The 21,901-nt window shown below is 64.7% G+C and carries 25 protein-coding genes and 1 riboswitch; of the genes, 17 read left to right on the top strand and 8 right to left on the bottom strand.

Going from position 1 to position 21,901, the window contains the following annotated elements; translation table 11 throughout:
- Positions 1–18 precede the first annotated feature (18 nt).
- The gene (metZ, locus tag CU669_RS01680; RefSeq protein ID WP_112142056.1) at positions 19–1,260 is read right to left on the bottom strand and encodes an O-succinylhomoserine sulfhydrylase; all 1,242 of its coding nucleotides are present in this window, start codon (positions 1,258–1,260) and stop codon (positions 19–21) included.
- A gap of 56 nt (positions 1,261–1,316) precedes the next feature.
- Positions 1,317–1,395, bottom strand: a riboswitch (SAM riboswitch).
- A gap of 170 nt (positions 1,396–1,565) precedes the next feature.
- On the opposite strand from metZ, the gene fabI reads away from it, so the two are divergent.
- Complete coding sequence (gene fabI / locus CU669_RS01675; RefSeq protein ID WP_112142055.1) at positions 1,566–2,372, top strand: enoyl-ACP reductase FabI; 807 nt, start codon at positions 1,566–1,568, stop codon at positions 2,370–2,372.
- Between the two features lie 20 nt (positions 2,373–2,392).
- Here the strand turns inward: fabI and CU669_RS01670 are convergent, their stop codons facing one another.
- Together CU669_RS01670 and CU669_RS01665 are read right to left on the bottom strand one after the other, a co-directional pair.
- Complete coding sequence (locus CU669_RS01670) at positions 2,393–2,674, bottom strand: hypothetical protein (protein ID WP_112142246.1); 282 nt, start codon at positions 2,672–2,674, stop codon at positions 2,393–2,395.
- A gap of 59 nt (positions 2,675–2,733) precedes the next feature.
- The gene (locus CU669_RS01665) at positions 2,734–3,366 is read right to left on the bottom strand and encodes a S24 family peptidase (protein WP_112142054.1); all 633 of its coding nucleotides are present in this window, start codon (positions 3,364–3,366) and stop codon (positions 2,734–2,736) included.
- A gap of 120 nt (positions 3,367–3,486) precedes the next feature.
- Between CU669_RS01665 and CU669_RS01660 the strand changes: the two genes are divergently transcribed.
- The 8 genes from CU669_RS01660 to CU669_RS01625 all read left to right on the top strand — a co-directional run bounded on the left by CU669_RS01660 (position 3,487) and on the right by CU669_RS01625 (position 8,163).
- Complete coding sequence (locus tag CU669_RS01660; RefSeq protein WP_112142053.1) at positions 3,487–3,852, top strand: hypothetical protein; 366 nt, start codon at positions 3,487–3,489, stop codon at positions 3,850–3,852.
- Complete coding sequence (locus tag CU669_RS01655; RefSeq protein ID WP_112142052.1) at positions 3,849–4,244, top strand: hypothetical protein; 396 nt, start codon at positions 3,849–3,851, stop codon at positions 4,242–4,244. Before CU669_RS01660 ends, CU669_RS01655 begins: the two co-directional genes overlap by 4 nt.
- Before the next feature lie 145 nt (positions 4,245–4,389).
- Positions 4,390–4,596: a hypothetical protein gene (locus tag CU669_RS01650; RefSeq protein ID WP_112142051.1), complete on the top strand. Its 207-nt coding sequence runs from the start codon at positions 4,390–4,392 to the stop codon at positions 4,594–4,596.
- Between the two features lie 2 nt (positions 4,597–4,598).
- Entirely contained in the window at positions 4,599–6,152 is a 1,554-nt protein-coding gene (locus CU669_RS01645) for a portal protein (protein WP_112142050.1), read from the top strand.
- Positions 6,139–6,405: a Bbp19 family protein gene (locus tag CU669_RS01640; protein WP_112142049.1), complete on the top strand. Its 267-nt coding sequence runs from the start codon at positions 6,139–6,141 to the stop codon at positions 6,403–6,405. The genes CU669_RS01645 and CU669_RS01640 overlap by 14 nt, the downstream gene beginning before the upstream one ends.
- 29 nt (positions 6,406–6,434) lie before the next feature.
- Positions 6,435–7,139 carry a capsid assembly protein gene (locus tag CU669_RS01635; protein ID WP_112142048.1) on the top strand — a complete coding sequence of 235 codons (705 nt, stop codon included), beginning with the start codon at positions 6,435–6,437 and terminating at the stop codon, positions 7,137–7,139.
- Between the two features lie 94 nt (positions 7,140–7,233).
- The gene (locus CU669_RS01630; protein ID WP_112142047.1) at positions 7,234–7,533 is read left to right on the top strand and encodes a hypothetical protein; all 300 of its coding nucleotides are present in this window, start codon (positions 7,234–7,236) and stop codon (positions 7,531–7,533) included.
- Positions 7,534–7,590: 57 nt separating this feature from the next.
- Positions 7,591–8,163 carry a 3TM-type holin gene (locus tag CU669_RS01625; RefSeq protein WP_112142046.1) on the top strand — a complete coding sequence of 191 codons (573 nt, stop codon included), beginning with the start codon at positions 7,591–7,593 and terminating at the stop codon, positions 8,161–8,163.
- 2 nt (positions 8,164–8,165) lie between these two features.
- Here CU669_RS01625 and CU669_RS01620 read toward each other — a convergent pair whose 3' ends face one another.
- Entirely contained in the window at positions 8,166–8,666 is a 501-nt protein-coding gene (locus CU669_RS01620; protein ID WP_112142045.1) for a ferritin-like domain-containing protein, read from the bottom strand.
- Between the two features lie 220 nt (positions 8,667–8,886).
- Here CU669_RS01620 and CU669_RS01615 point away from each other — a divergent pair, with 220 nt between their 5' ends.
- The gene (locus CU669_RS01615) at positions 8,887–9,822 is read left to right on the top strand and encodes a hypothetical protein (RefSeq protein ID WP_112142044.1); all 936 of its coding nucleotides are present in this window, start codon (positions 8,887–8,889) and stop codon (positions 9,820–9,822) included.
- A 31-nt stretch (positions 9,823–9,853) separates the two neighbouring features.
- On the opposite strand, the gene CU669_RS01610 is transcribed toward CU669_RS01615, so the two are convergent.
- Together CU669_RS01610 and CU669_RS01605 are read right to left on the bottom strand one after the other, a co-directional pair.
- Positions 9,854–10,612, bottom strand: coding sequence for an oxygen-binding di-iron domain-containing protein (locus CU669_RS01610; protein WP_112142043.1), 759 nt, complete (start codon positions 10,610–10,612; stop codon positions 9,854–9,856).
- Positions 10,613–10,622: 10 nt separating this feature from the next.
- Positions 10,623–11,351 (bottom strand): methyl-accepting chemotaxis protein, encoded by a 729-nt coding sequence (locus CU669_RS01605; protein ID WP_112142042.1) that lies wholly within the window; start codon positions 11,349–11,351, stop codon positions 10,623–10,625.
- A gap of 385 nt (positions 11,352–11,736) precedes the next feature.
- On the opposite strand from CU669_RS01605, the gene CU669_RS01600 reads away from it, so the two are divergent.
- Together CU669_RS01600 and CU669_RS01595 are read left to right on the top strand one after the other, a co-directional pair.
- Positions 11,737–12,555, top strand: coding sequence for a phage capsid protein (locus tag CU669_RS01600; protein WP_112142041.1), 819 nt, complete (start codon positions 11,737–11,739; stop codon positions 12,553–12,555).
- A gap of 10 nt (positions 12,556–12,565) precedes the next feature.
- Positions 12,566–12,835 (top strand): hypothetical protein, encoded by a 270-nt coding sequence (locus tag CU669_RS01595; RefSeq protein WP_112142040.1) that lies wholly within the window; start codon positions 12,566–12,568, stop codon positions 12,833–12,835.
- 391 nt (positions 12,836–13,226) lie between these two features.
- On the opposite strand, the gene CU669_RS01590 is transcribed toward CU669_RS01595, so the two are convergent.
- Together CU669_RS01590 and CU669_RS20995 are read right to left on the bottom strand one after the other, a co-directional pair.
- Positions 13,227–13,829, bottom strand: coding sequence for a tetratricopeptide repeat protein (locus CU669_RS01590; RefSeq protein WP_112142039.1), 603 nt, complete (start codon positions 13,827–13,829; stop codon positions 13,227–13,229).
- A gap of 8 nt (positions 13,830–13,837) precedes the next feature.
- Complete coding sequence (locus tag CU669_RS20995) at positions 13,838–14,149, bottom strand: hypothetical protein (protein ID WP_146747642.1); 312 nt, start codon at positions 14,147–14,149, stop codon at positions 13,838–13,840.
- 36 nt (positions 14,150–14,185) lie between these two features.
- Between CU669_RS20995 and CU669_RS01585 the strand changes: the two genes are divergently transcribed.
- The 5 genes from CU669_RS01585 (at position 14,186) to CU669_RS01565 (ending at position 21,866) form a co-directional block, all read left to right on the top strand.
- Entirely contained in the window at positions 14,186–14,989 is an 804-nt protein-coding gene (locus CU669_RS01585) for a hypothetical protein (RefSeq protein ID WP_161539558.1), read from the top strand.
- A gap of 60 nt (positions 14,990–15,049) precedes the next feature.
- Positions 15,050–15,619 carry a hypothetical protein gene (locus CU669_RS01580; protein WP_112142037.1) on the top strand — a complete coding sequence of 190 codons (570 nt, stop codon included), beginning with the start codon at positions 15,050–15,052 and terminating at the stop codon, positions 15,617–15,619.
- The gene (locus CU669_RS01575; RefSeq protein WP_112142036.1) at positions 15,616–17,508 is read left to right on the top strand and encodes a hypothetical protein; all 1,893 of its coding nucleotides are present in this window, start codon (positions 15,616–15,618) and stop codon (positions 17,506–17,508) included. The genes CU669_RS01580 and CU669_RS01575 overlap by 4 nt, the downstream gene beginning before the upstream one ends.
- 154 nt (positions 17,509–17,662) lie before the next feature.
- Positions 17,663–19,840 (top strand): discoidin domain-containing protein, encoded by a 2,178-nt coding sequence (locus CU669_RS01570; protein WP_112142035.1) that lies wholly within the window; start codon positions 17,663–17,665, stop codon positions 19,838–19,840.
- Positions 19,841–19,928: 88 nt separating this feature from the next.
- On the top strand, positions 19,929–21,866 hold the full coding sequence (locus CU669_RS01565) for a hypothetical protein (RefSeq protein WP_146747640.1): 1,938 nt from the start codon (positions 19,929–19,931) through the stop codon (positions 21,864–21,866).
- Positions 21,867–21,901: the final 35 nt, after the last annotated feature.

The following is a 21,901-nucleotide window of genomic DNA, read 5'->3' as shown; positions in this document are numbered from 1 at the left end:
TTAAAAGGATTCCAAAATTTAGCCGCCCAGCGCCCGGTCCAGATCCTCCACCAGATCGTCGCCGTCCTCGATGCCCACCGACAGGCGCAGCATTCCCTCGGAAATACCCATGGCCAGCTTGTCCTCGGGCGATAGCCGCTGGTGGGTGGTGGTCCAGGGATGGGTGATCAGGCTTTTGGCGTCGCCCAGATTGTTGGAAATGTCGATCAGCTCCAGATGGTCCAACAAGCTGTAGGCGGTCGGCTTGCCGCCCTTCAGCTCCACCGCGAGGATGGAGCCCCAGCCCGACATCTGCCGCGCCGCCAGGGCGTGCTGGGGATGGCTTTCCAGGCCGGGATAGAGGACGCGGGCGACCTTGGGGTGGGATTCCAGGAAGCGGGCCACCTTCAGGGCGTTGGCGCAGTGGCGCTCCACCCGCAGATCCAGCGTCTCCAATCCCTTGAGCAGCACCCAGGCGTTGAAGGGGCTGAGCGTCGGGCCGGTATTGCGCAGATACGGCCCCAGCACGTCCTGGCAGAAGGCCTGATCGGCGACAACCGCGCCGCCCAGGCAGCGGCCCTGGCCGTCCATATGCTTGGTGGCGGAATAGACCACGATATCGGCGCCCAGCATGAGCGGGCTTTGCAGGATGGGAGTGGCGAAGACGTTGTCCACCACCAGCTTGGCCCCCGCCTTGTGGGCGAGGTCCGCCACGGCGGCGATGTCGATGATTTCCAGGGTCGGATTGGCCGGGGTCTCCAGGAAGACGCAGGCAGTGGGCTTGGACAAGGCCTTGGCCCAGGCCTCCAGATCGGGGCCGTCCACGAAGACCCGCTCGATACCGAATCGGGGCAGCAGTTCGTTGATGATCCACTGGCACGACCCGAACAGGGCGCGCGAGGCGACGACCCGATCGCCCGCCTTCAACTGACACAGCAGGGCGGCATGCACCGCCGCCATGCCAGAGGCGGTGGCGCGGCAGCCAACGTCGAAACCGGCGGGAGCGGCCTCCAACTGGGCGAGACGCTGCTCGAACGTGGCGATGGTGGGATTCTTGAAGCGGGAATAGACCATGCGGTCGCGGGTGCCGTCGAAGCTTTCCTCCGCCTCGGCGGCGCTGCCATAGACATAGCCCGAGGTCAGGAACAGGGCTTCCGAGGTCTCGCTGAAGCCGGTGCGCGCAAGGCCTGCGCGCACCGCCCGGGTGCGGGGCCGCCATTGGCCCGCCATCTTGGGCTGGGCGGCGTTGGGCCGGGTCGTCTTGGAATCGTCGCTGCCCATCTCTCGTCTCCTGAAAACACAAAAGCCCCAACCTCGCAACAGGGGCCGGGGCTCGGAGGGGTCGAGCGCGAACCTCTTTAGCGGGTTGTTTAACGTGGCCGCAATCCGGTCGGACAAATCACCACGCAAAATTCATAGCGCCCCGCCGCGCCGAGCGTCAAGACCGATCCGATCCGGCCTCGCACATGCTAAATTTGGAATGTGACCGAAATACGAAATCGGCATGTTTATTGGTCATACCGCTTGAGACTCCAGAAAAATATGGTCTATGCTGCAGCGCAATATTTTCTTCGGAGTCGTGACTCATGGACCAGACCGTCAATGCCCCCACCAAGGCCCCCCTGCAGCTTCTCGACCTGCGCGGCAAGAAGGGCCTGATCATCGGCATCGCCAATGAGCAGAGCATCGCCTATGGCATCGCCCGGCACTGCGATGCCTACGGCGCCGAGTTGGCCATCACCTATCTCAACGAGAAGGGCGAGAAATACGTCCGCCCGCTGGCCGAGGGCATGCATGCCCCCATCGTGATGCCCTGCGACGTTCGCAACGAGGGTGAGCTGGAGGCGGTGTTCGACGCCATCAAGGAAAAGTGGGGCCGCCTGGATTTCGTCATCCATTCCATCGCCTTCGCCAATCGCGAGGATCTGCACGGCCGGGTGGTCGATTGCTCGCGCGACGGCTTCTCGCTCGCCATGGATGTTTCCTGCTTCTCCTTCGTGCGTTGCGCCAAGCTGGCCGAGCCGCTGATGACCAATGGCGGCACCTTGATGACGGTCTCGTTCTATGGCGGCCGCAAGGTGGTCGAGCACTACAACGTCATGGGACCGGTCAAGGCGGCGCTGGAAAGCACCACCAAATATCTCGCCCATGAACTGGGCCCCAAGGGCATCCGCGTGCTGGCGCTGTCGCCCGGTCCGTTGAAGACCCGCGCCGCGTCGGGCATCGACCGCTTCGACGAGCTGATGGAAGAAGCGGCCTCCAAGGCCCCCACCCACCAGCTGGCCGACATCAACGACTGCGGTTCCTTCGCCGCCTATCTGGTCAGCGATCTCGCCAAGTCGGTGACCGGCACCACCTTATTCATCGACGGCGGCGCCCACATCGTGGGCTGAGGGTTCGAGGGAGCGGCGGGTCAATTCCGCCGCTCCTTCCACCACCAAACTCCGTGATCACGATAAAAGACAAGACCGCGCTGCCAACGCGTCAGCCTGCGGTCGGCCATGGCCTGCCCCCAGGTCATGCCGCGGCGGACCACGGCCAGGTCGTGGCGTAGCGCCTGCGCCAGCCGCTGGAACAACCGGGCCCGCCCCTGGGCAAGACCCAAGGGCCGGGCGGCCGGATCGTCGTTGGCGATGGGTCCGTCGAAGCGGCGTTCATCATTGTCCCGGCCGACACCGGCCCATGACGGCTGCATGGCATCCTCCTCGCGCCAGAGGAACATGACAGGAACACTTCGTCAAGGAATTTATTCCGCTACTGGCTGGCCCATAGGATGCGCGCCATCCAACCCACCTCTTCCGAGGCCAAAGACCGGCCGGAATGGGCCGGATTGACCGAGGCCAATTCGATGCGGCGCGCCGACAGCCTGACCAGCTGCTTGACCATCACCTCGCCCTCGGTGGTGCGCACCACCACCCGGTCGCCCCGGCGCACATTGGCGGTGGGCGACACGATGACGATGTCGCCGTCGCGATAGAGCGGCTCCATGGAATCGCCGCTGACTTCCAGGGCATAGGCGTGGGGATCGCCGACCTCGGGGAAGGGGATTTCATCCCAGCCGGCCCCGGCGGGATAGCCCGCGTCATCGAAGAATCCCCGATCCCCCGCCTGGGCGAACCCGATCAACGGGATGGTCGACACCGGCAGGCCGCCGGCGACGCCTTCGATATAGCCGACGAAGGCGGTCATGGTGGCACCGGTGGCCTCCAAGACCTTGGCCACGCTTTCGGTGGATGGCCAACGCGCCTTGCCCTCGCGGGTAATGCGCTTGCTTTTGTTGAATGTGGTGGGGTCAAGCCCGGCCTTGCGGGCAAGCGCCGAGGCCGTCAACCCATTGTCTCGGGCAAGCGCGTCAATAGCGGCCCAGATGTCGGCATGCTTCAGCATGGGAAGATTGTCTCGCAATTCGCGCCTCGCCGCAGCAGGAAAATAAGCCGCAACCATTGACATTTGTTCCGCAATTCGGCAAAGCTGTGCTGCGTTCGTTCCTATTTATGGAGAACAAACATGGCCCGCATTAAATATACCAGCCGAATTTCCACCGTCGGCGACACCGAACCGTTTACAACCGCCGAGGAGGCATGGCTGTGGTATGCCCGCTGTCAGATCGCCCGTGACGACGGCGTCCGCTTCCATTTGGGCAGGGGCGATGTCGCCCGGCCGTGCGAACCGGACGACATCGTCCGCGAGGTCCAGCGATTATACCGGGTCCGCGTGTTGCGCCGGTCCCATCTTACGGTTCTCGGCCGATTCGGCCGTCAGCTGACGCCCCCCAACCCCCATGGCGGCGATGGCCAAGGCGAGGCGATCCTGTGGGACGAGGCGCTGGACCGGCTGACGACCCCCTTGCGCAACAAGGGAATCGTCGGATGAGCCCGGCCGGTGTCGACACAGCCACATGGCAGCGTGCCCTGGTGGTCTTTTCCGGCGCCACCGATCTCGGCTGGCTTCGTCTGCTGCGCCCCGGATTCCGCCATTGCTTCGTGGCGCTGGGCGGCGATGGCGGCTGGATCTGCGTCAATCCCATGGCTCATCGCACCGAAGTCTCGGTCCTGCCCATTACGGCCGAGTTCGATCTGGCCGGTTGGTATCACAGCCAAGGGTTGATCACGGTGGCGACCAAGCCGGTGGAGCCACCTCGACGGCCGCTGGGCTGGCGACCCTATACCTGCGTCGAGGAGGTCAAACGTCTTTTAGGAATCACAGCCCGTACCATCCTCACTCCCTGGCAATTATACCGGTTTTTGCGGCAATGCAGAAAATAATCCTTGACGCCGCCCGGCTTGGTCGCGTAGGGTCACGTTCACCCACACCACAGTTGCGCCTGCATCCCGCCGCTTCCAACCGGCGGATTTTTGCGTGACACCACAAGAACAAAACATGACCAACCCTCAAGCACAGGAGAGCCCCATGGGTGGATTTTTCGCCCCCGACCCGCCGAGCCCGCCACCATCGCCGCCCCCGGCCCCGGTGATCGACACCCAAGCCGATGCCGCCCAGCAACGCCTGGAAACCATCGAGCGTAACCGTCGCGGCCTATACGGCACCATCGCCACCTCCGAGGCGGGGGTCTTGCAGCCCGCCACCTCGACCGGAAAAACCTTGCTGGGAGACTGAGCATGCCATCCCCCCCCATTGAGGACGCCGACGCGGCGGCCCGAGGCGAACAGCCGCTCGGCCCCGCCAACGACGATCCCGCCACCCTGGTCAAGCGCTACCGCAAGGCCAAGGAACGCCGTGCCGTGTGGGAATCCCACTGGCAGGAATGCTACGACTATGCCCTGCCGCTGCGCGACGGCATCCTGGGCCAGGGCACGCCGGGAGAAAAGAAGGCCGACCGCCTGTTCGACGGCACCGCCCCCGACGCGGTGGATCAGCTTGCCGCCAGCCTGCTGTCGGAACTGACGCCGCCCTGGGCGCAATGGTTCGGCCTGACCGCCAGCGACCATCTGCCCCAGGACGAGCGCGAGCGGGCCGCCCCGGCGCTGGAGCGGTTCGGCGCCGTGGTCCAGTCCCATTTCGACCGCTCCAACTTCGCCGTCGAGATGCATCAGTGCTATCTGGACGTGGTGACCGGCGGCACCGCCTCGCTGCTGTTCGAGGAAGCGCCGCCGGGCGAGGCCTCCGCCTTCCGCTTCACCGCCGTACCGTTGGGCCAGGTGGTGCTGGAGGAAGGGCCGCAAGGCCGCCCCGACGTGACCTTTCGCCGCTCCGAGGTGACTTGGGCGGCCTTGCGATCGCGCTTTCCCGCCGCCCTGCCGCCGGAAGAGCTCGTCAAGGCGGCCGCCGAGGATCCTGATCTGCGCCTTGGCGTGATCGAGGCGGTGACGCCGCTGGAGCACGGCTATTCCTATGCCGCCGTGCTGGAATTCGATGCCGATTGCGACGGCACCGTGCTGGCCTCGGGCCGCTTCGAGATGTCGCCCTTCATCAATTTCCGGTGGTTGAAGGCGCCGGGCGAAGTCTATGGCCGTTCGCCGGTCATGAAGGCCTTGCCCGATATCAAAACCGCCAACAAGGTGGTGGAATTGGTGTTGAAGAACGCCACCATCGCGGTGACCGGCATCTGGCAGGCCGATGACGACGGCGTGCTGAATCCCGCCAATATCAAGCTGGTGCCCGGAACCATCATCCCCAAGGCGGTGGGCTCGGCCGGTTTACAGCCGCTTTCCGCGCCGGGCCGCTTCGACACCTCGCAACTGGTGCTCGACGATCTGCGCGGCCGCATCCGCCATGCCCTGATGGCCGACCGATTGGCGCAGGTGGACACGCCGAAGATGACGGCCACCGAGGTGCTGGAACGCTCCGCCCAGATGGCGCGGCTGCTGGGCGCGACCTATGGTCGGCTGCAAAGCGAGCTGCTGACGCCGCTGGTCATGCGCGCCGTCCATATCCTGCGCCGTCGCGGCGAGCTTCCCGATCTGGTGGTGGACGGCCATACCGTCGATCTCCAGTACCGCTCGCCGCTGGCCCAGAACCAGGCCCAGCGCGACGCCCGCAACGTGCTGACCTGGCTGGGCTCGCTGAACCAGCTAGGCCCCGCCGCGACCGAGGCCATCGACCTCGTCGCTTGCGCCCGCTGGCTGGGGCGCACCTTCAACGTTCCCGCCGAGATCATGCGGCCGGAACACCCCCAACCCGCCGCGACGGAGACCGAACATGCCACGCCTTGAAACCGGCTGGACCTGGTTCGACCCCGCCGCCCGGCCGACCGAGGACGAATCCGGCCTCACCCTGGCCCGCCAGACGGCGCGGCTGTTCGCCACCGCCGACGGCGAGGCGGTTCTGGCCCATCTCCGCGAGATGACGCTGGACCGCTGCCTTGGCCCCGACAGCGGCGACGCCGCGCTGCGCCATCTGGAAGGCCAGCGCCACCTCGTCCTCCACCTCCAGACCCTGGTCGCCCGCGGCCGGACTGGAATCTAGCCCGCCTATCATCCCTAAAGGAGACCACCATGCATTACGAAGATTCCAAGGATACCGGCGCCGATTTGGGTGCGCCCGCCGCCCCCGTGTCAGCCCCGCGTCCCACCAATGTCCCCGAGAAATTCTGGGATCCCACCAAGGGCGAAATCCGGGTCGAGGCGTTGTTGCGCGCCTATCGCGATCTGGAACGCCGCGCCTTCGTGCCCGCCAAGCCGTCCGATATTCCCGCCTCGCCCGAACTCTACCGGATCGACCACAGTCATCCCATGCTGGTCGGCAGCCCGGTGGTGAACCAGCGCCTGCACGCGGCCGGATTCAGCCAGGATCAGGCCCAGTTGGTCTACGACCTGGCCCATGAATGCCTGCTGCCGCTGTTGCAGGATCTGGCCGGACAGTCCGACCAGAAGGCCCATATGGATCAGTTGTGCCAGCATTTCGGCGGCGAATCCCGCTGGCGGGTGATCGCTCCGCAACTGGCCGCCTGGGGCAAGAAGAACCTGCCTCCGGACGCCTATAAGGCCTTGGCCTCGTCCGCCGATGGCGTCAAGGCGCTGCACCGCCTGATGGCCGGCGGCGAGCCCAATCTCGGCCCCGCCACCGGCGCCGCCGACGAGGCCCCCACCGAGGAGAGTCTGAAGAAGATGATCCAGGATCCCCGCTACTGGAAGACCCGCGACCCCGCCTTCATGACCAAGGTGACCGCCGGTTTCGCCCGTCTCTACGGCGAGGGCTGAATTGGGAACGGGGTGGCCAAGGCGGCCACCCCGAACCGCCGTCGATTCGGCTCCAATCTCGGGCGACTGAAAGCGCCCCATCAGGAGACCTGACATGGACCATACCGTCTTCGATCCCGGCTGGTGGACGACCGCCGTGGAATTGCCGGTTCTCGGCGGCCTCGCCATGCTGTTGTGGCGCACCCGCCAGGAGACCGATCACCGCGTCGATGAATTGGAGCACCGGCTGGAAATCGGCCTCGGCCAGGCCCGCGACGCCCTGTCGGCCTATAAGCTGGAAGTGGCCAAGAGCTACGCCACCACCGGCTATCTCAAGGATGTGGAGCACCGCCTGACCGAGCACCTGGTCCGCATCGAAGCCAAGTTGGACGGCTGCCAGGGCTGCGTAAAATAAATCATGCCCCCAATCGCCGGGCGCGTGCCTCGGACGGAATCTTAGGAGAAGCCCATCATGGACCCCATCACCATCGCCCTCGGTCTCGCCCAAGTGGTGCCCGGCCTGATCCGCTGGATTTCCGGCGACGACGACGCCAAGGCGGCGAAAGTGGCCGATCAGGTGGTCGGCCTCGCCAAGGCGGTGACCGGCACCCAGACCGGCGCCGACGCCCTGGCCGCCGTCAAGGCCGACCCGGCCCTGGCGCTTCAACTGCAACAGGCCTGGATGGGCCACGAACTGGCCCTGGTTCAAGAGGAATCGCGTCAACTGGCCGAGATCAACGCCACCATGCGGGTGGAAGCCCTGGCCGAGGATGCCTATGTGCGCCGCTGGCGACCCACCTTCGGCTATGCCATGGCCATCACCTGGACCGCCACCATGGCGTCGGTGTCCTGGGCCATCGTCGCACAGCCCGCCCAGGCACCCTCCATCATCGCCGCCCTGGTCAACACCTCGCCCATCTGGGGCATCGCCCTGGCCGTGCTGGGCGTGTCGGTGGTCAAGCGCAGCCATGACAAAGCTTTGGCCAGCGGCGCCCCCCTTTCGGAGGGACCGCTGGCCATGCTGAAGTCAGGCATCAAACCTTAAACTTAATCGACGCTCTGGGCCTCGTCGGCGTCCTCGGCCCAGGTGATGGAGGGACGTGGAGTCTTTTCGATCCACTTGTCCAGCGCCACCACATGCTCGGCCTCTTCGTCGGCGAAATCCTTGCCCAGGCGCTTGACCTCGTTGTCCGCGCTGTTGGCGGCCGCCTCGCGGTAATACTCCATGCCCCGGACCTCGTTGTCGCGGGCATAGCGCAGCGCGTGATAGGGGGTCATCAGGTAGTGGACCTCGTCGTCGCCGCCCACTTCCGGCGGCGTCTTCCAGCGGTACTGCCACGACAGCAGCTTGGGCAGTTCCATCGCCCGGGCGCGGCTCTTGATCTCGTCGCCATGCATGGTGGAGAACCGCGCCATGTCCCGGAAGACCTCGGCGGTTTCCAGATTGTTGTGCGCTTCCATCATGTCGGCCAGTTCGAGATAGCGCTCGGCGGCCTCCTGCTCGAGTGCGATCGCATGTGCCAGGAATTCTGCCAGGGAATAGCCCATCTGCGCCTCTTGAATGCTTCATCGGAGTGGGTCGAAAGGGTATCGGCGGGGGACCGGCACGTCAAGATTTAATTCGGTATTGGAGTACCGAATTAGGGCATGCCGATCCGGCTGTATTGTTACCCCATCCGCGCCGGGTGGCAAGCCGTCGCTGCAGTTTGCTTACGATCACCACGCCCGCGTCCCGCGAGGGAGCGGGCTTTTTCATGGGAGATCCCACATGTCCAGCCCCCTGCCCCCCATCCCCATCGCCGCCGATCGCCATGACCGGCTGGTCTGGGAGCACCTGAAGCGGTTCGAAGGCGTGATCGGCCGCATCTATACCGATTGCAAGGGTGTCCCCACCATGGGCACCGGCATCGCCCTGGCGGTCAGCGGTCCCGCCGGCTGGCGCCTGCGCCCCTGGGGCGAGATTGGCGCGGAGATCAGCGGCGATTCCGCCCAGCCTTATGTCTTCACCCTGGAGGAGCGCCAGCGCCTGCTTCAATGCCTGCGCGCCCTCGGCCAAGGCGACGTGCCGGGTGCCCAGGCGCTGATCCCGCCCTTCGATTCCCGCCGGGAAACCCCTGATCGCAACCGCTTCGGCTTCACCTTGGACGATTCCCGCATGCGGGCCATGGCCTTGACCAAATGGGAGCCCGCCCGCCGCGCCGTGCTCGGCGACATCCTGGCCGAGGCCACGGCGCAGGGCTATGGCCTGGACGAGGCCAAGCGTATCGCGGCCGGTTACGTCCATTCCGCCCAGGAGGTGGGACTGGCCTCGGTACGCTTCAACATCGGAATCGGCCGCCCCACGCCCAAGGCCAGCCGCGCCCTGGTGAGCGGCGAGCGCGCCACCTTGTGGTTCGAAATCGCCTGCAACACCAATCCGCCCAGCAATGGCGCCGCCCGTCCCGGCATCGCCTGGCGGCGGTTGGCCGAAGCCCGACTTGCCTGCGGTCATCCCAGCATCTGGAATTCGGCGGATCAGGCGGCGCTGCAGCGCCTGCTGGCCAACAAGGCCGACGCCATGGCCGCCTATCGCCGCGCGGTGCCCGGCGTTGTTCCCACGGATCCCTGCGCCGAACCCGATCTCGATCCACCCCCCGGCGGTGCCTCCGCTCGCCCGGCTATTCCAGAAGACACCAAGGAAGATCGCTCGGATCGGGCGGCATGAGCCGCCGGAGGCGTTCGAGAAGCCGTCTTGATCAGCGGTTCATGGCGTTGACGCCGGTGCCGATCTCCAGACCGGCGATCCAGTCGAGGAAGCGCTTGACGTCGTCGCCCTTGAAGATCAAGCCGTGCTGTGGCGCCAGAATATCGATATCCAGCTTGGAGACCTGCGCCACCCAGGCGTCGCGCGCCCGGGTCGAGGCCAGCCAGCGGCGATGGAACAGGTCCATGTATTGGATGTGGCCAGCGAAATCGCTGACGAACATGGAACCGTTGGTCTTGTCGGGCGGCACCAGCGAAGCGCCCATGTCGCCGGAAAACAAGATCCGCGCCTTGGGGTCATAGACATTGAAATTGCCAGAGGAGTGCAGGTAATGGGCGGGAACGAAGCGCAGCCTCACGTCATGGGAAAGCGCGATCTCCATGCCCTCGTCGGGAATGGTGGTGAAGGCGGCGTCGCGGTCGAAATGAGCGGTGAAACCGGCCCAAAGCCAGGACAGATAGATCTTCACATCCGACCGGCATACCCGCCGCCACAGCGGCAGCGACGAGCCGATATCCGGATCCTGATGGGACAGGAACAGCATCTTGATGTCGTCGACGGAAATCTCGCGGCTGAGCGCCGACAGCATGGCGGGAAACACCTCCATGCCGCCGGGGTCCAGCAGGATGGCCGAATCGCCGGAGCGGATCATGTACTGGTTGGTGTCGATCACATTGGCCGGCTTGTCCGGATCCTGGCCAAAGGCCTGCCAGCAATGATCATTGTCGCGGAATAGGGTGACGCACTTCATGGGTCGCTCTCTAGCCGTTGAATTCGCTGTCGTCGAGACTGTCGAGTCCGAGCCTGCGCAGGGCATCGCCCTTTTCCGATGCCCGCCGAACGGCATCCGAGGCCTCGTCGATCATGGTGCGCAGATCGTCCACATAACGGCGCATGGTATCGGACACCGTGCGGAATTCCTTTTCGTGGACACCGGCGGCGGCGGCTTCGATGGCGATGTTGGTGGCGATGGAATCGGACTGACTGACCACCTCTTCCACCCCATGGGTGCGCCGCGCCAGATCCTTGACGGCGCCAGCCATGGAATCCAGCGTGTCGACCAGCATCCGCATGATGTCGTTGAAAGCGCGATCGGCCATGGAACAGGCGCGCGAATCGTGCTGGCCGTCATTGATCAATTCGCAGGCGCGCTCGAACAGGGCCAACTGGCTCATGCCGCGCAGGATGGTCGATGACAGCGCGAAGGTGTGGCCGCGAAGGGTATTCATCTCGCCCTGAATCTGGGCCAGGCGGTTGACCAGTTCGCGGGTGTATTGGGTCAGCGCCCGCACCGCGCGCCCCTTATCACCGGCCCGCCCGGCCGCCAGTTCAGCGTTCAAAGATAGAATCCGCAGGTTCTCGGCCAGTTCGTCCAAGTCGCCGAAGGCGTGAAAGGCCCGGCGGCAATCACCGAGCAGACCATTGGCGCGGGCTTCGATGCGGTCGGTGCGCAAGGTCTGGGCGCGCCCCGAAGTCGACACCAGATTCATGGACAAGACACCCCCGAAATCAGCGCGCGGAACTGGAAACGGCCAGATGATAGCGACTTTCCAATCCTCTGACAGCGTGAATTTCGCATCCCATATTCGGCATGGCGGCGCGGATAGCCTCGGGTCAAGAAGCCACCCGGCCTTCGCCGCCCTGAGTTGGGATATTAAAAGCCACCCTCAATTTTTATCTTGACGTTATTCCTATAATAGGGTTAGTTTCTTATCACCCACACCACAGTCATGCCCGAAGGACAACCGGTCAAAATCCGGCCCAAGGGCTTGCGCCTGCTTCGTCCGGCGATGGGCATCCAAGCCGATGACCCGATCATAACCGCGATGGCGGGCGCCATTCCCTCCAGACCCATCACCACAAAAGGAACAAATCATGTCCACAAGTGTCATCAACGCCTACTCGAAGCAGTATGGCCACGAGGTCCATGACGCCTATCAGCGCATGGGCACCAAGCTGCGCAACACCGTGCGGGTGCGCAACGACGTCAAGGGCGCCATCGCGGTGTTCCAGAAGGTCGGCAAGGGCACCGCCAGCACCAAGGCCCGCCACGGCAAGGTGCCGGTGATGAACGTCGATCACGCGGCGGTGGAATGCCAGTTGTTCGACTATTATGCGGGCGACTGGCTCGACAAGCTGGACGACCTCAAGATCGAGCACAACGAACGCGCCGTTCTCACCAATGCCGGGGCCTATGCGCTGGGCCGCAAGACCGATGAGCTGATCATCGCCGAGTTGGACAAGTCCACCAACTATGCGCTGGACGGCACCACCGGCCTGACCAAGGCCAAGGTGCTGGACGCCTTCGAGATGCTGGGCGACGCCGATGTCCCCGATGACGGCGAGCGCTATGCCGTGGTCGGCTGGAAGCAGTGGTCCGACCTGATGAACATCACCGAATTCGCCCATGCCGACTATGTCGGCCCGGACGAATTGCCGTGGAAGGGCACCCAGGCCAAGAAGTGGCTGGGCACCCTGTGGATGCCCCATTCGGGCCTGACCAAGAGCAGCAGCGTCCGTTACTGCTACTGGTACCACAAGACCGCCATCGGCCACGCCTGCGGCGCCGAGGTCAAGACCGAGATCACCTATCAGGGCGATCGCGCCGCCTGGTTCATCAACAACTTCATGTCCCAGGGCAGTGTACTGGTCGATGCCGCCGGCATCGTCTCCATGCGCTGCCTCGAATCCTAAGGAGGCCCCCATGGCTTATCAGTCCAAGGATCTCAGCGTGTTGGCCTATGCCAACGGCTTCACGCTGTGGCACTACACCACCGCCGATGTGGCCGCCACGGTGGACACCAGCGGCTATTTCAACGCCGCGTCCACCATGCTGCGCTTGGGCGACATCATCGTCGCCAACGTCGATACGGCAGGCGCCCTGAAAGGCGGAATGTTCCTGGTCTCCGCCAATTCCGGCGGCGTGGTCGATGTCAACGACATGACCCAGATCGGGTCCGCCGATACGCGCTAACGCCGTTCTCCGTCTGTCTCGTCAGTCCCGCGAAAGCGGGACTCCATGCATCCGCGTTCCCGCTCCACGCGGGATGCAAGGCCTTGGCCTCGCCATGGACCCCCGCTTTCGCGGGGGTGACGAGAGAGAGGGGACGCGCTTCCGCCCCATCCCATTTTCATTGATTCCGTTTCCCCTTCGGCCCCGGCGCTTGGGCGAGTTTCCCCCTCGCCTCGCCCTCGAGCGCTGGCCGCCGCCCCGCCTCCGCCATGTCCCCTTCCATGGCGGGGGCGGGGAATGGATAATCTCCAGCAACCAGAACCAGAATAAATTGAATACTGGCCCGATTTCATCGTTGGGGGGCTGTGGGAGATACCGTCTTTGAATTCATTTCCGTGTTGAACGACCCGTTTCACGGCTTATTGGGCGACGGCGAACACCAGCGTGACGCCTCTGCCTCATCGCGCGTTACCTTACCTTGCCCTATCCAACGGCAGTAAAGTTCGTGGGCGTTCCTTTCTCCTTGCCTCAACGCTGCCAGTATCCATCGAGCCGCTAGGTCGGGGTTGGCAGCAATACCATCACCGGAGGCATACAAACCTCCGAGGTAATACTGGGCATTGACGTTGCCCTTTTCAGCCGCCAGGGCAAACCAGTGGGCGGCGCGGGCATTCTCACCCCGCGCATTCTCCAAAGAGTAGAAAAGCTGGCCAATAGCGAATTCAGCTTCGTCCTCTTTCTCCCCAACGCGCTCGGCGATTTCGAGATAGCGACGCTCCGTCATGTCGAAGAAGACGTTCGCCACATCCGGCCTGCGCTCGACACCTAACCCGTTGCGGTAGACCAAGCCGAGATCGCGAAGTGCGAGATAATCACCGCTCCACGCCTTCTTTTCCAAGGCGAGGATATCCGGATTGGATTCCATCCGCGACCAGGGATCCGCGGCCGCGCCCGTACTGGGTGAAGCGAACCAGGACACCAATAAAACCACCGCCACAGACCATGCAAACCGCATGTCTCACCTCAATAAGTCGGAAATGAACTCAAACACGAAAGAGTCCTGTCATGCCAAATTCCAAAAAGAGCGACACTTGGACGGTCGATTCCGAGATTATCCGCCCGGTTCCATCGCCAGGGGATATCGGGATATTTCCAAGCAGGAAAGGCTTGGATCGAAATAGCGTCGATCAGATACATGGTCAAATTCGCAACTTCAGCCAAGTCCGCGATCAAATTCAACGCCAATTGAGTAAGATGAAGGGTCGCATAGAGAATATGCCGGAAGGCCCAGCCAAGGACAGAGAGATCCAAAATTATAACGACCTGTCGCAACATCTCGAAACACTCAAGGGTGAGATCCAAAATTTGATCATGACGGCCCCGGATATCGTCGCTGCCACCAGCGCGGATCCACGTGATGAGCCTGCTTCCGCATCCCGGGATAGTCCCGATGGCGACCACGACATCGGCGGCCTCGCCAACGGGGCGGAACAAACAGCCAACACCGACCCCCGCATCGCCGCCCTGCGCGAGCGGGCCGCCGCGCCCATCGAGGATCCGGTCCGCTCAGTGTTGCTGAAGCAGGTGGAGAATTGGACCGAGGGCGAGATGAAGGACGTGCTGCGGTCCGCCGGGGAGGATTTCACCGGCTGGAGGTCGGGCGATCCGCTGAAGGCCCATCTGTATGAGCGGGTCCAGGACTGGCACACCACCCATTACGGCGATGGCGAGCAGCAATACGACGGCGGCAAGCCGGTGGAGCCCCGTCCCATCCGCGCCATTCCCGAACAGGCCTCGCCCCATGTGACACCCCAGGGCGAGGATCTGTGGCAGGCCTCTGCCCGCATGGGCGACAAGATCGCCAAGGCCGCCGAGAGTGATGGCTACGGCACCGCCGTCAAGGGGCTGCAACGCGGCCTCAACCTGTTCAATGATGCCAATCCGTTGCCGGAACGCTCGTCCGCCTGGGGCGACTACACCAAACAGCCGCCCCTGGCCGAGGACGGCGATTACGGCCCCAAGACCGACTTCGCCCTGAAAGCCGCGTTGACCCGGCACGGAACCGAGGACGTGGACAAGGCCTTGTCCTTGGGGCGCTTCAACATCTTCACCCGCGAGGCGGCCGACCCCGACGCGTTCAGCCAAGACTTCGGCGCGGAGATGGGGCTGCTGTAGCCCTCGCCCCTCCTTATCAGTCCGTCTTTTCACACCCCCACCCCATCAGGAGTAACCGTCATGGCCTTGTCCGCCATCGCGCTCTGTTCGCGTGCCTTGCTGCGTGTCGGAGCCACCACCATCGCCAGTTTCGACGACGGCACCGCCGAATCGGAAGTGGCCGCCAATCTGTATCCGCCGCTGCGCGACGCGGTGCTGAGCTCGCATCCGTGGAGCTTCGCCACCGCGCAGGCAACCCTGCCCCGGCTGGCGGGCGAGCCCCTGGCCGATTACGGCCATGCCTATCAGCTGCCCGCCGATTTCCTGCGCGTGCTGTCGGCCGGCCCCAGCGGTCGCGGCCACGGCCTGACCTATCGCATCGCCGAGAACCGCCTGCTGTGCGACGCCGACGAGGTGGTGCTGACCTATGTCTTCCGCCCGGACGAGAGCGGCTTCCCGCCGTTCTTCGACCAGATGCTGATCGCGCGGCTCACCGCCGAGTTCTGCATTCCCATCACCGAGAGCACCACGCGGGCGCAGTTCCTGTTTCGCCTGGCGGAAGACGAATTCCGCCGCGCCAAGCTGATCGACGGCCAGCAGCACACGCCGCCGGCCATTTCCGATTTCCCCCTGGTGGAGGTGCGGTCATGAGCGGCCTCGTCACCATCACCAAGACCAGCTTCACCGCGGGCGAGCTGGACACCGCCATGCTGGGGCGCGGCGATCTCGGCGCCTTCGCCAACGGAGCGCGGCGCCTGCGCAACGTCATCGTGGCGCCGACCGGCGGCGTCGGCCGCCGGGCCGGATTGCGCTATGTGGACAAGGCCCGTGGTCCCGGCCGCCTGATCGCCTTCGAGTTCAACACCGAACAGACCTATCTGATGGTGGTGAGCCATCTTCATCTCGACATCTATGCCGACGATAGTCCTGTCGCCCATCTGGACACGCCGTGGACCGCCGACCAAATCCCGCAACTGGCCTGGACCCAGAGCGCCGACACGCTTTTGGTGGTCCATCCCGACGTTCCTCCACGCAAGATCACCCGCACGGGCGACGGCTGGAGCATGGCCGAGTGGAGCTTCCACGAGGAGGATGGCATCCTCTATCTGCCCCACCACAAATTCGCCGCCGACGAGGTCACCCTGACCGCCAGCGGCACATCGGGCACCATCACGCTGACCGCCTCGGCCGCCGTGTTCCAGGCCGGTCATGTGGGATTGCGCTTCCGCCTGGCCGCCAAGCAGGTGCTGATCACCGCCGTGGCCTCCGCCAGTTCGGCCAGCGCCGAGGTCAAGGAGACCCTGACCGGCACCGAGGCCACCAGTGATTGGGAGGAGCAAAGCTTCTCCGTCCTGCGCGGCTGGCCGGTTTCGGTCTGCTTTCACCAGGGCCGCCTGGTGATCGGCGGTAGTCGCGACCTGCCCAACCGGCTGTGGCTGTCCAAGAGCATGGACTTGTTCGATTTCGATCTGGGCACCGGGCTCGACGACGAGGCCATCGAGTTTTCCATGCTGTCCGATCAGGTCAACGCCGTCCGCGCCGTGTTTTCCGGCCGTCATCTCCAGGTCTTCACCTCGGGCGCCGAATACATGGTCACCGGCACGCCGCTGACGCCGACCAAGATCCAGGTCACCCGCCAGACCCGCATCGGCTCGCCCACCCTCCGCATGATCCCGCCCCGCGACGTGGACGGCGCCACCCATTTCATCTCGCGAAATCTCCGCGACCTGCGTGAATTCCTCTATGCCGACGTGGAGCAGGCCTATCAGGCCGCCGATCTGGCCATGATCGCCAAGCATGTCATGACAGGGCCGGTGGATCAGGACTACGACTCGGTCCACCGGCTGTTTCACGTGGTCATGGAGGACGGGTCGCTGGCGACCTTGACCATTTACCGCTCGGAAAAGGTCACCGCCTGGAGCGTCATCGAGACCGCCGGACGCTTCCTGGCGGTGGCCGCCATGGAGGGCGAGGTCTTCGTCCTGGTGGAGCGCGACGGCCAAGTGTTCATCGAGCGCTTCGACGACTCGCTGAACCTGGATTGCGCCCTGACCGGCGCGAAGGAGACCGCCTCGGCCAATTGGAACGGACTCGATCATCTGGACGGACGCACGGTCCGCGTTCTGGCCGATGGCGGCGCCGTCGCCGACCATTCGGTCGCGGACGGCCACGTCACCTTGGCCCAACCGGCCAAGACCATCCAGGTGGGACTGCCCTATGTCCATGTCATCGAGCCGCTGCCGCCGCTGGGCGGCCAATCCGGTCCAGGCCAACTGATTCGGCTGGTCCAGGCGACGTTTCGGGTGCTCGACACCAAGGCCTTGCACATCGATACCGGACGCGGGGCCATCCCCATTCCGTTCCGCCGCTTCGGCTCCGACCGGTTCGGCGCCGAGCCTCCCAGCTTTTCCGGCGATGTCCGCGTGCGCGCCATCGGCTGGAGCCGAGACCCCATGCGGCCATTGTGGCGTATCAGCCAGGACGTGCCCATGCCCTGCACCATCCTGTCGGTCTCGGCCCAGATCAAGACCGCCGAATAGAACCGACCTGTCATCCCGACGTCCATCGGACGGAGGGATCTCGTCCTGACGCGGCTTTTCAGAACGGACACCAACGTTCCAGACGGAGATCCCTCGCAACCGCTCGGGATGACAAATCCGTCCCAACCGTCTCTCAATCCCAGGAGTTCCCATCATGACCGACCATATCCAGGTCGGCGACGCGGCGCCGCGCATCCAATACGCGGCCAGCGGCAGCCAGACCGCCTTCACCTTTCCGTTTCCCGTCTTCACCGCCGCCGATCTGGAGGTCTGGCTGGACCAGACTCGCCAGACCACGCCCGCCTATTCCATTTCGGGTGTGGGAATCTCCAGCGGCGGCACCGTGCTCTTCGCCGCGCCGCCGGTGCCGGGGGCATTGGTAACCCTTCGCCGCCGCCTTTCCATCGCCCGGACGTCCGATTACCAGGAAGACGGCATCATCCGCGCCAAGGTGCTGAACGACGAGTTGGATTACCAGACCGCCGCCCTGCAGCAGGTGGCCGAGGATGTCGGACGCGCCGCCAAGCGCTCCTTCCTCAGCGCCAGTTCCGCCGACCTCACCCTGCCCGAGCCGGAACCGGGCAAAGCCATCGGCTGGAATGCCGACGGCAGCGGGCTGACCAATGATCCCGCCGAATTCGCCGCCTGCACCGCCACCGTGACCGCCCAGGCCGCCCAGGCCGCCGCCAGCGCCGCGACCGCTTCGACCCAGGCGGCGACCGCCCAGGCCAGCGCCACCCAGGCGTTCGGCTATAAGATCGCCTGCGATGCCGATGCCATCGCCACCGCATCCGACCGCGCCGCCGTCGTATTGGACAAGGCGATCGTCGCGGCCGACCAAGCCACGGTGGCCAGCGACAAGCTCGCCACCGCGAGCAGCGCCGCCGCCGCCGCCACGGCCAGAACCGCCTGCGACGCCGATGCCGCCGCCACCGCCGCCGACCGCGCCGCCGTGGCCGCAGACAAAGCCACCGTGGCCACCAACACCGCCGCCGCCGCCGCCAGTGCCGCCGCCGCCGCCGGTTCGGCGACCACCGCCCATGCCAGCGAAGTGGCCGCCGCCGCCAGTGCCGCCGTCGCCTCGGCCGCCGCTTCGGGCGGCGCCGTCAAGGTCTCGGGAAGCGACACGACCTCGGCCTATCTGTCCAATACCCTGACGGCGGGCAGCAACATCGCGCTCACGGTGCTCAATCCCGGCGCCGATGAGAGTTTGCGCATTTCGGTGACCGGCCTCGCCACCGTGGCGGCCAGCGGCGCCTATACCGATCTGTCGGGCAGGCCCAACCTGGGAACGGCATCGCCGCTGGATGTGGATACCGACACCACCCTGGCCGCCAACAGCGACTCCAGGTTGGCCAGCCAGAAGGCGGTGAAGGCCTATGTGGCGGCCAATTCCGGCCCCGATCTGACCCCCGATGTGGGTCAGCTCTATCTGGCGGTGGCCCGTCTCGACACCCCCACCAGCCCCAATGTGGGCGGCACCCAAGTGGCCGACGAATTCGATGCGGCGTCGGGTATCGCCAGCCTGGGCGGTGGCACGGTATCGAGTGGGTATCTGAGCAATCCGGGTAGCACCTCCATGATCGCGCAGGCCACCGGCACCGCCATTGGGGACATGACGGGAGGCGGAGGATTGGCGGGGGCTTTCGATGGCGTGACAAGCCAGTCTGTCACGGCCAGTGCCACCAAGAGCAGCGCCACCAATTCCTATATTGGTAAAAACCTGGGTACCGGGCATCGTATCGCTTCGGGCATCTACTACGTTCCAGCTGACGGCAACATGGTTGCTGGCCCGACCGCATCAACGGTCTATCTTCAGGGTTCAAACGACGGATCAAGCTGGACGACTTTGGGCAGCGCCGACGGCGCGGTGACTTACCCGACCAGCGTAACCGTGACCAGCGGCGATACGGCAACGGCCTACAGCTATGTCAGGCTCTACGTGGTACCAACCGTCTCGGGATCCGAGATCCGGTGTGCCGAAGCGCGATTCTATGAAGTCGCGAACCCGCCGAATATGACGGTGGCATCCAACGCCTATACCGCCCAGTCCGCTCCCTCCACCCTTTCGCTGGTGGCGGAATACCAGGACATCAGCGGAACGGCGGTGATCAACACCGACATCACCTTCGAGGTCAGCCGCGACAACGGCACCACCTGGACCGCCGTCACCATGACCGACTTCGGTCCCAGCCCCATTTCCGGCGCCCGCGTCCTCAAGGGCTCCGCCTCGGCGGCGGGTCAGCCGTCGGGCACCAGCCTCAAATGGAGGATCAAGACCTTCAACACCAAGGAACAGCGCGTCCACGGCCTTTGGATGCAGTGGAAGTAAGCCCGCAACCCATTCCCCCAAAGGGAAACCCCGACCCGCCAGTCATTCCGACCGGCGGGTTTTTTCATGCCTGAAAAGGAACAGCATCATGATTTCCCACCCCCGTATTCCCGCTATCAGCCCGGTGATCCAGGTCACCGCCGAGACCGGCCAGAAGGTTTTCGCCTTTCCCTTCCCCATCTTCCGCGACAGCGATGTGGAGGTGCTGGTCGGCTCCACCGCCATGATGAGCGGCTTTACCGTGTTCGGCGCGGGCTCTACCAAGGGCGGCGCCGTGGTGTTCGCCACCGCCCCCGGCGGCGGTGCGCGCGTCACCCTGCGCCGCAAGCAGGTCTATGCCCGCGACGACGGCTTTGTCGACGAACGCGCCCCCACCCCCCATGAACTGAATGACGCCGTCGATCAGACCGTCGCCGCCATCCAGGAACTGGCGGAGGATATCAACCGCGCCATCAAGCGGCCACTGTCGGCCGATCTGGCGCATGCCGTCGCTCTCGACCTGCCCAACCCGGAAGCCGGCAAACTGCTGGGCTGGAACGGGTCCGCCGACGCTTTGGTCAATATCGCCCAGGTGGATACGTCGAACGTGTTGCTGAAGTCGCAGAATCTGGCCGACCTCGCCGACAAGGCTCAGGCGCGGACCAATCTGGGCCTGGCCGCCGTCGCCGGTTCGGGCAACTATGCCGATCTGTCGGGCAAGCCCACGCTGGGCACCGCCGCCGCCCTGGATGTGGGCACCGGCGCCAATCAGGTGGTGGAACTGGACGGCAGTGCGAAGCTGCCCGCCGTGGATGCCTCGCAGCTGATCAATCTTCAGGCCTCGCAGATTCCCAATCTGGATGCCGCCAAGATCACCAGCGGCACCATCAGCCCCGCCCGTCTGCCCAATCCGAGCGCCAGTTCGTTGGGTGGCGTCGAATCCTTCGCGCCGCAGACCCATAAGTTCCTCACCGGCATCGGCACCGACGGCATCCCGGTGGCGGCCCAGCCGTCGGCTTCGGATGTCACCGGTCTGGCCGCCGTCGCCACCAGCGGCAATTATGCCGATCTGTCGGGCAAGCCCATGCTGGGCACCGCCGCCGCGCTGGATGTGGATACCGACACCACCCTGGCCGCCAACAGCGACTCCAAGATCGCCAGCCAGAAGGCGGTCAAGGCCTATGCCTTGGCCAGGACCGGCGGCGCCCTGAGCGGCGCCCTCAACGAAGCCCAGGGCAGTGATATCGCCGCCGCGACCACCACCGATATCGGGGCGGCCACCGGCAATTTCGTCAAGGTCACCGGCACCACCACCATCACCGGCCTGGGCACGGTTCAATCGGGCACCCGGCGCATCGTCCAGTTCACCGGAACGCCGACTCTGACCCACAACGCCACCAGCCTGATCCTGCCCGGTTCGGCCAACATTGTCGCGGCTGCCGGTGACATCGCCGAGTTCGTTTCCCTGGGCTCGGGCAATTGGGTCTGCACCAGCTATCAGAGAGCCTCCGGCATTTCGGTGGTGGCCAGCACCGGCGCCATGACGCTGATCAGCAGCGGCACGGTTTCCGGATCGTCCTTCGACGTGACGGGCCTTGTCGCCGGTTATGACTACGAGTTGGTGTTCGATCACGTCTATGCGTCGAGCACCCAGGGTTATGTCGCGATCCGGCTGCAAACCGGCGGATCGACCTGGGTCACATCCGGGTACACCTACGACGCCCTGTATATCACTGACTATTCCGGCCACAGCATGATGCAAAATCGAACCGTGGACGGAAGCCCGAACACCTATATCCAGATTGGGCAGCCGGTCTATTTCTCTGCTCAGAATGGCGTCAGCGGTCGGTTCCGCATCACCAATCCGGCAGTCGGCTATGCGACCGGGTATTACGACTCAGCTCAGTATTATGGTGGGTCGTATTTCGACACGAGAAGTGGCCGCTTTTTCTACAACAGCGCCTCTGCCGTCACGGGACTCCGCTTCTATCTGGATGGCACCACCATGGCCGGTGGCTCAGTGTCCGTCTACAAGATTGCCCGCTAACCACCCCTTCCCCCCGCCGGTCATCCCGACCGGCG

Origin of the sequence: Paramagnetospirillum kuznetsovii (genome assembly GCF_003284725.1) — a bacterium.
Taxonomy (GTDB): Bacteria; Pseudomonadota; Alphaproteobacteria; order Rhodospirillales; family Magnetospirillaceae; genus Phaeospirillum; species Phaeospirillum kuznetsovii.
Note: the sequence above shows the minus strand (reverse complement) of the source record. Positions and strands in the feature narration are given on the sequence as shown.

What these genes read in the sequence shown, in the direction of transcription:
- metZ (WP_112142056.1), bottom strand. Translation starts at nt 1,260, where the DNA reads ATGGGCAGCGACGATTCCAAGACGACCCGGCCCAACGCCGCCCAGCCC.
- fabI (WP_112142055.1), top strand. Translation starts at nt 1,566, where the DNA reads ATGGACCAGACCGTCAATGCCCCCACCAAGGCCCCCCTGCAGCTTCTC.
- CU669_RS01670 (WP_112142246.1), bottom strand. Translation starts at nt 2,674, where the DNA reads ATGCAGCCGTCATGGGCCGGTGTCGGCCGGGACAATGATGAACGCCGC.
- CU669_RS01665 (WP_112142054.1), bottom strand. Translation starts at nt 3,366, where the DNA reads ATGCTGAAGCATGCCGACATCTGGGCCGCTATTGACGCGCTTGCCCGA.
- CU669_RS01660 (WP_112142053.1), top strand. Translation starts at nt 3,487, where the DNA reads ATGGCCCGCATTAAATATACCAGCCGAATTTCCACCGTCGGCGACACC.
- CU669_RS01655 (WP_112142052.1), top strand. Translation starts at nt 3,849, where the DNA reads ATGAGCCCGGCCGGTGTCGACACAGCCACATGGCAGCGTGCCCTGGTG.
- CU669_RS01650 (WP_112142051.1), top strand. Translation starts at nt 4,390, where the DNA reads ATGGGTGGATTTTTCGCCCCCGACCCGCCGAGCCCGCCACCATCGCCG.
- CU669_RS01645 (WP_112142050.1), top strand. Translation starts at nt 4,599, where the DNA reads ATGCCATCCCCCCCCATTGAGGACGCCGACGCGGCGGCCCGAGGCGAA.
- CU669_RS01640 (WP_112142049.1), top strand. Translation starts at nt 6,139, where the DNA reads ATGCCACGCCTTGAAACCGGCTGGACCTGGTTCGACCCCGCCGCCCGG.
- CU669_RS01635 (WP_112142048.1), top strand. Translation starts at nt 6,435, where the DNA reads ATGCATTACGAAGATTCCAAGGATACCGGCGCCGATTTGGGTGCGCCC.
- CU669_RS01630 (WP_112142047.1), top strand. Translation starts at nt 7,234, where the DNA reads ATGGACCATACCGTCTTCGATCCCGGCTGGTGGACGACCGCCGTGGAA.
- CU669_RS01625 (WP_112142046.1), top strand. Translation starts at nt 7,591, where the DNA reads ATGGACCCCATCACCATCGCCCTCGGTCTCGCCCAAGTGGTGCCCGGC.
- CU669_RS01620 (WP_112142045.1), bottom strand. Translation starts at nt 8,666, where the DNA reads ATGGGCTATTCCCTGGCAGAATTCCTGGCACATGCGATCGCACTCGAG.
- CU669_RS01615 (WP_112142044.1), top strand. Translation starts at nt 8,887, where the DNA reads ATGTCCAGCCCCCTGCCCCCCATCCCCATCGCCGCCGATCGCCATGAC.
- CU669_RS01610 (WP_112142043.1), bottom strand. Translation starts at nt 10,612, where the DNA reads ATGAAGTGCGTCACCCTATTCCGCGACAATGATCATTGCTGGCAGGCC.
- CU669_RS01605 (WP_112142042.1), bottom strand. Translation starts at nt 11,351, where the DNA reads ATGAATCTGGTGTCGACTTCGGGGCGCGCCCAGACCTTGCGCACCGAC.
- CU669_RS01600 (WP_112142041.1), top strand. Translation starts at nt 11,737, where the DNA reads ATGTCCACAAGTGTCATCAACGCCTACTCGAAGCAGTATGGCCACGAG.
- CU669_RS01595 (WP_112142040.1), top strand. Translation starts at nt 12,566, where the DNA reads ATGGCTTATCAGTCCAAGGATCTCAGCGTGTTGGCCTATGCCAACGGC.
- CU669_RS01590 (WP_112142039.1), bottom strand. Translation starts at nt 13,829, where the DNA reads ATGCGGTTTGCATGGTCTGTGGCGGTGGTTTTATTGGTGTCCTGGTTC.
- CU669_RS20995 (WP_146747642.1), bottom strand. Translation starts at nt 14,149, where the DNA reads ATGTTGCGACAGGTCGTTATAATTTTGGATCTCTCTGTCCTTGGCTGG.
- CU669_RS01585 (WP_161539558.1), top strand. Translation starts at nt 14,186, where the DNA reads ATGACGGCCCCGGATATCGTCGCTGCCACCAGCGCGGATCCACGTGAT.
- CU669_RS01580 (WP_112142037.1), top strand. Translation starts at nt 15,050, where the DNA reads ATGGCCTTGTCCGCCATCGCGCTCTGTTCGCGTGCCTTGCTGCGTGTC.
- CU669_RS01575 (WP_112142036.1), top strand. Translation starts at nt 15,616, where the DNA reads ATGAGCGGCCTCGTCACCATCACCAAGACCAGCTTCACCGCGGGCGAG.
- CU669_RS01570 (WP_112142035.1), top strand. Translation starts at nt 17,663, where the DNA reads ATGACCGACCATATCCAGGTCGGCGACGCGGCGCCGCGCATCCAATAC.
- CU669_RS01565 (WP_146747640.1), top strand. Translation starts at nt 19,929, where the DNA reads ATGATTTCCCACCCCCGTATTCCCGCTATCAGCCCGGTGATCCAGGTC.